The 11,202-nt window shown below is 51.8% G+C and carries 9 protein-coding genes, 1 pseudogene and 1 riboswitch; of the genes and pseudogenes, 2 read left to right on the top strand and 8 right to left on the bottom strand.

Annotated features, from left to right (window positions below; all coding sequences use genetic code 11):
- Positions 1-50: 50 nt before the first annotated feature.
- The 8 genes and pseudogenes from ACN1CO_RS15045 to ACN1CO_RS15010 all read right to left on the bottom strand — a co-directional run bounded on the left by ACN1CO_RS15045 (position 51) and on the right by ACN1CO_RS15010 (position 9,167).
- Positions 51-686 (bottom strand): urea amidolyase associated protein UAAP2, encoded by a 636-nt coding sequence (locus ACN1CO_RS15045; protein WP_419139627.1) that lies wholly within the window; start codon positions 684-686, stop codon positions 51-53.
- A 10-nt stretch (positions 687-696) separates the two neighbouring features.
- Positions 697-1,425 (bottom strand): urea amidolyase associated protein UAAP1, encoded by a 729-nt coding sequence (locus ACN1CO_RS15040; RefSeq protein WP_419139626.1) that lies wholly within the window; start codon positions 1,423-1,425, stop codon positions 697-699.
- Positions 1,422-2,207 carry an ABC transporter ATP-binding protein gene (locus tag ACN1CO_RS15035; RefSeq protein WP_419139625.1) on the bottom strand — a complete coding sequence of 262 codons (786 nt, stop codon included), beginning with the start codon at positions 2,205-2,207 and terminating at the stop codon, positions 1,422-1,424. The genes ACN1CO_RS15040 and ACN1CO_RS15035 overlap by 4 nt, the downstream gene beginning before the upstream one ends.
- Positions 2,204-3,019 (bottom strand): ABC transporter permease, encoded by an 816-nt coding sequence (locus ACN1CO_RS15030; RefSeq protein WP_419139624.1) that lies wholly within the window; start codon positions 3,017-3,019, stop codon positions 2,204-2,206. The genes ACN1CO_RS15035 and ACN1CO_RS15030 overlap by 4 nt, the downstream gene beginning before the upstream one ends.
- Positions 3,020-3,043: 24 nt before the next feature.
- Positions 3,044-4,099, bottom strand: coding sequence for a putative urea ABC transporter substrate-binding protein (locus ACN1CO_RS15025; protein WP_419139623.1), 1,056 nt, complete (start codon positions 4,097-4,099; stop codon positions 3,044-3,046).
- Positions 4,100-4,159: 60 nt separating this feature from the next.
- Positions 4,160-4,258, bottom strand: a riboswitch (guanidine-I (ykkC/yxkD leader).
- A gap of 557 nt (positions 4,259-4,815) precedes the next feature.
- Positions 4,816-5,235 carry a hypothetical protein gene (locus tag ACN1CO_RS15020; RefSeq protein ID WP_419139622.1) on the bottom strand — a complete coding sequence of 140 codons (420 nt, stop codon included), beginning with the start codon at positions 5,233-5,235 and terminating at the stop codon, positions 4,816-4,818.
- Positions 5,236-5,850: 615 nt separating this feature from the next.
- Complete coding sequence (locus tag ACN1CO_RS15015) at positions 5,851-6,954, bottom strand: hypothetical protein (RefSeq protein ID WP_419139621.1); 1,104 nt, start codon at positions 6,952-6,954, stop codon at positions 5,851-5,853.
- Positions 6,954-9,167 (bottom strand): annotated as a pseudogene (locus tag ACN1CO_RS15010) (M23 family peptidase). Before ACN1CO_RS15010 ends, ACN1CO_RS15015 begins: the two are co-directional and overlap by 1 nt.
- A 275-nt stretch (positions 9,168-9,442) precedes the next feature.
- On the opposite strand from ACN1CO_RS15010, the gene ACN1CO_RS15005 reads away from it, so the two are divergent.
- Entirely contained in the window at positions 9,443-10,492 is a 1,050-nt protein-coding gene (locus ACN1CO_RS15005) for an ABC transporter substrate-binding protein (RefSeq protein WP_419139620.1), read from the top strand.
- On the top strand, positions 10,492-11,181 hold the full coding sequence (locus tag ACN1CO_RS15000) for a molybdate ABC transporter substrate-binding protein (protein ID WP_419139981.1): 690 nt from the start codon (positions 10,492-10,494) through the stop codon (positions 11,179-11,181). The genes ACN1CO_RS15005 and ACN1CO_RS15000 overlap by 1 nt, the downstream gene beginning before the upstream one ends.
- Positions 11,182-11,202 lie beyond the last annotated feature (21 nt).

Here is an 11,202-nt window from a genome sequence, read left to right as displayed (position 1 = left end):
CGGGGCTGACCGGCACTAAAAAGGTGGCCGGAGAGGTTCAGCGGGCTGGCTCAGTTCCACACCAGCACTTCGGCGGGTGTCGGGTTCCAGCCGTTGCAGGGGTTATTCAGCTGCGGACAGTTAGAGATCAGCACCATCACGTTACAAGCCGCCACCAGTTCGACGTATTTGCCGGGTGCAGATAATCCGTCCTCAAAGGTCAGACCGCCTTCAGGCGTGACCGGAACGTTCATGAAAAAGTTGATGTTGGCGCCGATATCGCGCTTATGCAGGCGGCCATCGTGCAGGCAGGCGCAGAGGAAGTTATCCCGACAGCTGTGCATATAACGCTTATCGTGGGCATAGCGCACGGTGTTGCTCTCCTGCGAGCAGGCACCGCCCAGCGTATCGTGGCGGCCGCAGGTATCGGCGACGATCGTCAGCAGCGGATTACCGAGATTCGAATAGAGCACGCTGCCGGTGGTCAGATAGACTTTGCCCTGACGACGCAGCGTGCGCTGAGGATCGTAGCGTTCGCGCGGATTATCGGTGTTGTAAAACAGGGTATCAATCGCCTGATTACCTTCGAGGTCCAGCAGGCGCAGCGTTTGCCCTTTTTTCACTTCGAACAGCCACGGCTCGCCAGCCGGAATCACGTGGCGATAGACAGCATCTTCAGGACGACGATCAGAGTGGATAAGGGTCATCACAGCCTCCTTACAGGGCAAAAAGTTGGGTGTTATGCAACGCGCGCTGGTTTTCACCGCGAGTCACCATCGCTTCGCTGACGGCCTGCATATCGTCGGCCTGATACCAGCTCAGCTGGACCGGACGTGGGAGATAGTCAGTGGCGGGATCCTGCGGATGTGGCAGCGCGGTCAGCACCATCAGCACGTCCATGGGCGCGTACAGCTCAACGTAATCCCCTGCGCGGCTGTTGCCGGTGCTGAAGCCGAAGCGGCCAGTCTCATCAACCGTCACCTTGCTGAAAAAGTTGACGACCATCAGCAGGTCTTCCAGGCCCAGATCCCATTTGCCCATTTCAACCAACAGATTATCCACGCCGTTACGGTAGAAGCCGTTGCGCAGCTCCTGATAGCGCCCGGCGCCATACTTCTCCTGTGTTTCCGCCGCGTTGAGTACGCCGCCAAACGGATCGTGCCAGCCACATTTGTCCGCCACGATCGCGGCCATCACACGCCCCATATCGGAGTAGAAGCAGTGGCCGGTGGTCAGGCGTGCGGTGTGCTGGCCTTTCAGGGTGTCCGGCAGATTCAGTCGTTCACTTTTCTCGTGCGGATTGAGCATCATCATGCTGACGTTCGCGCCGCCCCCGATGTCGGTCAGGCGCAGAATCTGCCCTTTACGCAGAATCAGCGAGGTATGCGCTCCGCCTGGCAACTGCTCTTCGCGCAGGCTTTGGGCTGAATGAAAACGTTCTGTCATTGAGCGGTCTCCTTTAAGGGATAAATGTTGTTTTTACTGCCGGTCGCCAGCTGAGACAGCCGCGTTTCATTAAGTGGAATGTCGTAAGTGATACGCGCGCCCCAGGCATTGGGGGCCTGCGGGTCGATGCGTACTTTGTCGAACACCAGCAGCCGGGTACCCAGATTGAAGCCTTCGGCCAGGTCGTGCGTGACCATAAACACCGTCATCCGGGTTTCGCTCCACAGCTGGAGCAGCAGCGCATGCATATCTTTGCGGATGCCGGGGTCCAGCGCGCCAAACGGTTCATCCAGCAGCAGCACGCGCGGCTGCATCACAAACGCCTGAGCAATCGCAAGCCGTTGCTGCATCCCGCCGGAAAGCTGCGCCGGATATTTATTCAGCGAATGACCCAGACCGACTTTCTCCAGCATCTGTTTTGCCTGTTCCCGGGCCTGGCGTTTCCTGGCGCCAAACAGCCGCCCGGTAAAGGGTGACGCCGGAAGTTCGAGGCCAATGGCGACGTTATCCAGCACGTTGAGATGGGGGAAAACGGAGTAGCGCTGAAACACCACGCCACGGCTGCGATCCGGCTCTCCGGGCAGCTGCTCGCCATCCAGCGTGATCGTTCCCCGCGTTGGCTTCTCCTGACCGAGCAGCAGGCGTAAAAACGTCGACTTACCGCAGCCCGATGCACCGACCAGCGAGCAGAACTCGCCCTCTTTCACCTGCAGATTGATGCGTTCCAGCACCACGTGGTCGCCATACTCCTGCCAGATATTTTTGATATCGATAAAACTCATTCCCGGCCTCCTTCCGCCCAGGGGAAACAGGCTTTGTGCAGCTGACGCAGCGCGAGATCCATCAGCCACGCCAGCAGCGTGATCCAGATGACATAAGGAATGATCACATCCATCGCCATATAGCGGCGGACCAGGAAGATGCGATAACCCAACCCGGCGGTTGCGGAAATGGCTTCGGCAGAGATCATAAAGAGCCATGCGGAGCCAAGCAGCAGACGCAGCGAGGTGATCAGCCGCGATAAGAGCTGCGGAAGGACTACCCGTAGCACCACCGTCCAACTGTTCGCCCCCAGGGTTTGCGCTTTGATAAACAGTTCCGCGGGGATCTCCCGCGCCCGATGTTCCAGATCGCGCGCCAGCATCGGCGTAATGCCGATGACGATCAGCATCACTTTTGACAGCTCATCCAGCCCAAAGACGATAAACAGCATCGGCAGCAGCGACAGCGGCGGAATCATCGACACCACGGTCATGAACGGCGACAGCGCGGCGCGGCTCATCGGGAAGACGCCCGCAGCCACACCGATGCAGAGACCAATCAGCGAAGAGATCACGAGGCCGGTCAGCAGACGGCTTAAGCTAATCCACGTATCCGCCCACAGCAGATACTCCCCGCTGCGCTTGTCCGGCGTAAACGCCATCCGGTCGATGGCCGCGATCATCTGCGACAGGCCGGGCAGCAGTTTGTCCTGAGGGTTTGCCTCCAGACGCACCGCCGAACTGATAAACCAGACGGCGATCAGCAACACAAACGGTAACAGCATCAGCGTCAGGCGCATTCCCTGCCGGGGGTAGCGGTTGATGTGGCGCATAGCAAAAACTCCTGAGATCGGTGATTAGAGCTTGCCCGCAGCGGCCATCTTCAGATAGCTATCGTCAAAGCGCAGTTTGATGTTGGCTTTATCGCCGACGGTGACGTTGCCAGGGAAGCTCATGCCGATGAAGTCAGCGCTTTGCGCGCCATCGCCCAGTAATCCTTTATCAAAGGAGAACGTGGCGACGCGCTGCATGGTTTTCGCAATATCGGGGGAAGCGACAAAGGTCTGGGTTTCGGCGGGCGTCCAGAACAGATGGGTGGTTTTCAGCTGCGCTTTGTAACCGGCGAGGTCAGTACCGGAATCGGCTGCCATCGCGTTCAGCGCCTGCGCGTCTCCGGCCTGCATTTTCGCCATAATCTCAAACCAGGCACCGGTCAGCGCCTTGCCGAGTGCGGGGTTGTCTTTCAGGGTGTCGGTATTCACCACCATCATGTCAATCAGCTCGCCCGGCACGGCCGATGAACTGAACACTTCGGTGGCTTGTGGGGTCTTTTTGATGACCGAAAGCTGCGGGTTCCAGGCGACGGCCGCTTTAACGTTGCTGGTCCCGAAGGCTGAGACGATATCGGCATCGGAGGTGTTTACGACTTTGACATCTTTTTCCTGCAGTCCGGCCTTCTCAAGACCTCGCACAAGCAGGTAGTGAGAAACTGACAGCGCAGGCAGATAGACCGACATCCCTTTCAGATCGCTGAGTTTCTTATTTTCCCCTTTCAGTACCACGCCGTCGTTACCCTCGGAGTAGCTGCCGGTGATCAGCGCCGTGGTGTCAACGCCGCCTGCCGCAGGAATCGTCAGCGCATCCATATTGGTCATGGTGCAGCCATCGAACTGCCCGGCGGTGTACTGGTTGATCGACTCGATATAGTCATTGAGCTGGGTGATATGAATTTTAATGCCATATTTGCTGGCCCATTTATCAATGATCTTCTCATTGCTGATGGTGCCCCACGGCATCCAGCCTGCGTAGATGGTCCAGCAGATGTTGAACTCTTTTTTGACTGCGGCGGAAGACGGCGCGCTGACCAGCAGCGCCAGAGACATAACAAGCGTCAGGAGTGGTGATTTCTTCATGGTTGACCTCTGGTTGGCACAAAAAAACGGGAGCAGCGCAAGACACCAGATGGTGCCGCTGTCTCCCGGGCTTTTGTCCCGCCGTGTAACCTCGCAGAGGTCGCCAGCTCTCGGACCAGACATTCACCTGCGTGAACCGGAACCCTAGCCAGCTATTTGCTATCAATGTGTCATACGCTGCTTACTGCTAAGACTTCAGCAAATGGCGTGCCAGAAATTAAAGCCACAAATATCAGCAAGATAGACGAGTTTCGGCACAGAAGGCACCGGGATGGTGAACCAGCAACGGGCATTGCACATAATCAGTGCTGTGTTGGGGAAGCTATGAGGGCGGCTGACGCTCTGTAGAATGTAAACTTAGAGTAAGAATTCAGGATAGACCTGGACAAGCAAAAGAATCCTTATCAGATCCTTTTGCTTGTGAGCATCTTAGCTGTTTATATGAATTTGAATCAGTCATATGGCGAATTTAATTACTGTCAATTAGTTGATTTTTCCGGTAATCCCATTTCCACGGTCTCAAGAGATTTGAGCATATAGGGAGTGAAATCAATCTCTTTGCCGTCGACGACATTAATCATTGAGCCAAAACCACAAAAAGCAGAATAGCTATGGTTTTGTATCAGGCAGAATGATAGCCTTTTCTTCACTCCTTTCTGCTTTTCCTCCAGGGGAATATTGCTGTCGATAACCGCATAGCCACGGGCATTGACTGACTAAATATTAAACAGCTTCAGAGGCTGTAACTCGCTCAGGCTTTTAATGCCATAAACATCCAGAGAACGCTGGGTTTCTTTTCTGTTTCTGATATATTTTTTCTTTTTCCACCGATCCGTTTTTTTATCAAGATAGACCTTTTCAGCAAGCGATCTGTTTGGGCCATATCCGTCATTGATGACATCAACAGGAAACAGGCAAAGCCAGGATGCTGATGGCGGGTATTTATTATGCTCTATCGGATGGAATAGTTTTAATGAAACAATTTCGCAGCTAGCTGTATTCGCCAGGTAGTTACTTCTGTGTAATGATAGCTGGTCGAAAGACAACTCACTGAAGCTGTCTGGAATAGTTATTTCAGGCGTTATTTTTCCGGATGTAAAATACGGGATTGCCATCAGCAATAATAATTTCTTCATCAGCCTCTCCTTAGCTGGTCTGATTCGGTTTTTTCGTTGACAGGGTTGTTATGGCCGTCCGGGAATTTCTGCTCGGTGAAGACAGCTATTGCACTACCGTAAACACAGCAGCGGGTATCAAAGCCATTCAGCCCCTGATATCGGTCGTTATCGATCTGACCCGGCAGGTTGACGGTGGCACTGGCCCGCCAGAAGGCTTGGCTTTTATTCCGCTCCCACGAGCGTTAACGCTGCATCGCTCCAGTAAATGTGGGTTGTCGGCGTAAATTGACATACCCCTTGCCACCCAGTAAAACCCGGCGCTGCTGGCTGCCTCATGCAGGTCGCTGCTGACGTTATTCCGCCAGCGAATAACATTTTCCGGGACGTGGTTTTCGGTGTCAGACAGGTGATTGTCGGTATAGCGAATGCCGCGGTGTAAATAAAGACGACTGTATTCCCTTATCGGGGTTTGAGGGCTAATGGAACGAAAACGTACGCTAAGAATATAATTCGTTGTTTATATTGAATTTTAATTTAACAGGAGGGCCTCCATCAACGCCGCATTGCCTTACTACCGTCGCTGACAGAGGATGTTATGCACAACCGGTTCCTCTGAATCTTTAAAAGTTCCGATTATAAGAGAATGTTTTCCTCTCTGGATTTCCATCCACTTTTTATTGATTTTAAATGGCGTAACCCCGTAATCGAGTAAGTGCCAAGTATATTCAAATCTTTCGGTGAACTAATAGTCATTAGCTCACCACGACCAAAATAGCTTTCAACAGAACCGATGAAACACGTCCCGTTCAACCAAACAGGGATAACTGCGACAGGTTGAGTGACATAACTTCCAGCAATTTCAGTTCTATAATGCGCTGCATCTTCAGATGATGTACCTGCTGGGATTGGGCAAACAGGCTCTTGTTCCTGTTCTTCTTTTTGTTTATTGAAATAATACTTCTTAGAATTGAGCGATTTAATTAACTGTTTTTTGTCACGATCGTTTAATGCTGGATTTAACTCTTTTCCTTCGTCTTGCGGTTCAATCGAGGAGTTATCGTATTCGTACTGATAATAAATGGTTATACTCGGTATTTTATTGTCTGTATTAAATGGCCGCAACAAATAAAAGGTATCTTCATCATATTCACCATTAAACCAAAGTGCATAGACTTGGTCATTAATGCGAACCCACTGCCCCCACTGATTGGCCCCGCGCCCATTTTCTGAATATAGTGCACCTGTTATAGTCTGAGTGTCATTTTCAGCATTGTTATTTATATCGAAGAATTTGTCACCAATCCGTTTTAGGACCCCTGTGTAACTAAATAATCCAGTTCCTCCTGAGTAGCTACTAATAATGAGATCTCGCTCTCCGTCACCATCAAGATCAACAAGTTTGCAATTAACCTCTCCATTTTCCGAGTCAGCACTGAAGGCTGTGTTGATAAAAGCCTGCCATTCATCATTACTAATTTTAGCGGAAGGCTTTTTGATTGTTTTTATTGATGTTTCAGTGTTGATTGTAAAGTCAGTGTAGTTTGTTAATGGAAATTTATCTGCTATTTTTTCCAGCTTTTGCCCTGGTTCGTTTTGAAGCATCTCTGCCAGGGTATTATGAAGTAATGTCAATGCAGAATTGTCAGACTCTACATCATGCTGGCTGTGTAGTTGATCAGCGAAAAGTGGAGGTGTAATAAAGAAAATTAAAATTGGAAATAATAGCACTCTGTTCATTACCCTCTCCTTAACTGGTTTGATTCAGGTTTTTCGACTATTGCATTGCCATTGTTATCTGGGAATTTTTGCTCAGTGAGTACTGAAATAGCACTGCCGTATACGCAGCAGCGATCATTGAATCCATTGAGGGCAGTTGAGTATAGAGTGTTTATTCTCCCGGGTAGATTAACTGAAGCACTGGCCTTCCAGAAGGCAGGGCTGCGGTAGTATACTTTTACTCTGGAATTTGTATTTACGCTACATCTTTCAAGCTCATGTTCTGCATCTGAATGATAAGCCATATAAGCCGAAATCCAATAAAAACCGGCACTGTCAACGACGTCATGATCGTTACCACTAACGTTACTTCTCCACATGATAATATCATAAGGAATATCATTTTCTGTATCTGACAGATGATTGTCTGTTTGTCTGATATTTCTGTTTGCATACAGACGATTGTATTCTGCAGATAATCTATTTTTTATATCATTAGTGTATTGGAGGCCTCGAAAACTAAAGTAATCAAAGTAGTTGCTTGGGCTAGTTAGTTGCAATAACCCACGCCCATGCCATGGATAATACCAAACTTGCCGGTTTCCAACCTCTTCTCTTTGGGATAACCACTGCGTTTCCTGTATGGCATTCCCAAGGAAGCAGGCAATACGCAGAGGTGTATTAATCAGATATTTTTGCATTCCCTTATTCAGATGAATACGAATACTATCAGCCATACTTCCAGTACCATCTCTATAGACTATTGGTTCCCAGAGATAACTATTACGACGAGCCATTCTTATCACGTTCAGGGGGATAAGTTGTTTTAGCTCCTGCTTACTTATCCAACAGCACTTACGGAAATGGGCAATAAAAGCCGTTGGATGGAAATGCCATAACCGACCGGTGCCGTGTTCGCCCGTGTCAAAACACAGCGCTGAGGCATGGCTTTTCAGCTGTTCATAGTCTTCTTCTGACATGGCCGGCACATTGTCAGAGCCGCTTCTGAGCCAGGTATAGCGCTGGTCAAAGGTAGCAGCATTCCACTCCAGCGGAAAATGGCAGACCAGACGGCTGCTCAGGTCGCCGAAATGCCCGCTGTCCTGCAATCCGGCGATAAGGGGAGAATTACACTGACTGTTGTTGTCCGTGTCATCGTCCACCATCCGCCACCCTGTCCAGTGCGGGAAGTCGGCATCGCTGAATTTTTTGATGTCAGGGCTGGCCAGATTGACCATGCCCGTTCCGCCGGGGAAGCTGACGGTACGCCATAACGGGGCATCAGCAGGCGTAAGGGTTTCATGTTCAGTGCTGATGACCCGCCCGAAACGGAGCAGTTCGAGCCCGGCAGACGGATTCTGCGGATACAGACGGCAGGCTGTCCGGTACAGATTATATTCATATTTCAGATATGTCTCGGCAATGGAATTGTCTGCCGGACTGGCATCTGCATTCACCAGCGGCTCCCCCACCGTGTCGAAATGTGCCGCCGTGGTGGTGTTCTGCCTGCGGGTTACCATCGTGCAGTCGCCTTTTTCGAAGGTCATGCTGACGAATAACGGTTCCGTGGTGGTATGAACTGAATTCAGGCGGCCCGTGTCCGGTGAGGCAGCATCAGTCACCGATTCATAAAAGCGTGTACCGGGCGGCAGATAAAAATGGATATCGCCATAAAGGGTGTCGGTTCTGCCGTCACGGGTGATATCGAGTTCAGGAGTGATGCGTCCGGTCAGCTTCAGCATGTTTTCGTTGTCACAGAACACCTCAAAGTGAAAGGCATTAGTTTCGCTAACCATACCACTCTGCCCGATACGGTCCTTGCGCCAGACTTTTGCTCAGGCTCTGATTGCCGGGTCCAGCCGGTCCATGAGATGCATATACAGGGAGTAATAAACGACACGGCAGTTTTCACCGATATCGGTCTGATGCTTTAACAGCACATACCCATCATCGGTTCTGCCATCATAATTCAGCGGAAAAGTATCACGTTTGTGTGTGGAAGACGGAGACCGAAAAGAAACAACTTCCCCATCCGCAATCGCGCGGACAAACTCAACGCGGTCGTAGCCTTCCTCAGTGCGGTCGGTGTGGAGGACGTGCACGCCCCCGTGCCATGATGCGTGCCGGTTGAGCGGGAAATCCCGGTTTATATCCACGGGCATCATTCTGCTGACCCATGACGGGTCATTTTCTCCGGTGTTACGGGTACGGACAAACGGCGGGCTGATTATCATGCAGTTGACTTCCTGTCAGGTCTGAAATCTTAGAGGTCGCAGAGTAACGCACTTTTATTTATACGAACGTTGATCACAGACAGGGAAAGCGGCAAATCATTATGAGTCGCTCAGGATTTTATTGACCGTGGAGTTAAAATGCTGAACTACCAAGAGTCTTATCGGTAACAATATGGTTTACCTTCGTCCTGCTTTCCCAAAATAATGACCCAAATCGTGACGCACATCACCTATCGCTATATAATCTAATGCATAACGACTTTCGAGGATAGTTAATGAAGCGCTTCTGGCAGATATGCATATTCGGTTTACTGATACTCCTTCCGCTCTCTTCCCAGGCATCACGCCAGATTACCGATCAGATTGGCCGTCAGGTGACGATTCCAGACCATGTCGATCGCATTGTGGTGCTTCAGCATCAGACGCTGAACCTGCTGGTGCAGATGAATGCCACAGATAAAATCGTCGGTGTGATGGCGAACTGGAAGCAGCAGCTCGGCGACGGCTATGCCCGTCTGGCTCCCGAGCTGAATCAGAAAACCACGCTGGGCGATCTGACGCATGTCGATCCTGAAAAACTGGTGGCGCTGCATCCGCAGGTGGTGTTTGTCACCAATTATGCGCCGCATGAGATGATCGACAGCATTACCGCGCTGGGGATTCCGGTGGTGGCTATCTCGCTGCGTCATGACCAGCCGGGTGAAAAGGCCAAAATGAATCCGACCCTGGATGACGAGGAGATGGCTTACGACAAAGGGCTGCGGGAAGGCATTACGCTGATTGGCGAGATCGTCAATAAACCCGCAGAAGCAAAAGCGCTGATTGAGGCCACCGATCAGGGGCGCAAAATGGTCAGCGACCGCCTGAAGGATATTCCGGCGGAGAAACGTATTCGCGCCTACATGGCCAATCCCCAACTGACCACGTATGGCTCAGGAAAATACACTGGCCTGATGATGCGGCATGCGGGCGCGCTCAACGTTGCCGCAGCGACCGTGCAGGGATTTAAAACCGTGTCGATGGAGCAGGTGATCGCCTGGGATCCGCAGGTGATTTTTGTGCAGGATCGCTATCCCTCTGTGGTCAATGAAATCAACAGTTCACCGCAATGGCAGACGATCGATGCGGTCAAACATCATCGCGTCTGGTTGATGCCGGACTACGCCAAAGCCTGGGGTTATCCGATGCCGGAAGCGATGGGGATTGGCGAATTGTGGATGGCGAAAAAGCTCTATCCGCAGAAGTTTCAGGATGTGGACATGAACAAACTGGCTAACCGCTGGTATCAGCGCTTCTATCGCACCACTTATCAGGGGCCCGAATGATGCGCGTGCTGGCGGCGGGTAGCCTGAAAACGGTCTGGCCCGCGCTGATGGCGCACTTCCCGGAGCCGGTCGATACCCGGTTTGGCCCCGCAGGTCTGCTGCGCGAACAGATTGAAGCCGGTGAACCCTGCGATCTCTTTGCTTCCGCCAGTGAGGCGCATCCGCAGAAACTGCTGGCTGCCCGTCAGGCACTGGCGATCATGTCCTTTGCGACCAATAAACTCTGCATCACGGTGCGCAGCGATCGGTTACAGGCGGGAGACGACTGGTATCAGCTGCTCACCCGTGACTCACTGCGAATCGCAACCTCCACGCCAGCCGCCGATCCATCGGGAGATTACGCGCAGATACTTTTCACCCGGATGGGCCATGTTGGTGAAGTGGTACGCAAGCGCGCAATCCCGCTGGTGGGCGGGCGTGACTCAGCAGCGATTCCCGCAGGCAGGCTCGCGGCGGAATGGATTATTCACACGGATCAGGCGGATCTATTTATCGGCTATGCCAGCTATCGGGCAGCCCTGAGCCAGATTGCCGGACTGACGGTCATTGATATCCCGGAGGCTGTTAACCCTGTTGCCCGCTATGCCTGTGCGGTTATCACGCCAGAGGCAGGACGGCTCGCAACGTTTTTAAGATCAGAACAGGCAAAAGCGGTGCTGCGGGAAGCGGGATTTGGTTGTGATTTTTAGTCAAGAATAATGTGCGCCCCG

It is taken from the genome of Pantoea sp. R13S299 (genome assembly GCF_048515925.1).
Taxonomy (GTDB): Bacteria; Pseudomonadota; Gammaproteobacteria; order Enterobacterales; family Enterobacteriaceae; genus Pantoea.
This window is presented reverse-complemented; position numbering and strand designations above follow the sequence as displayed.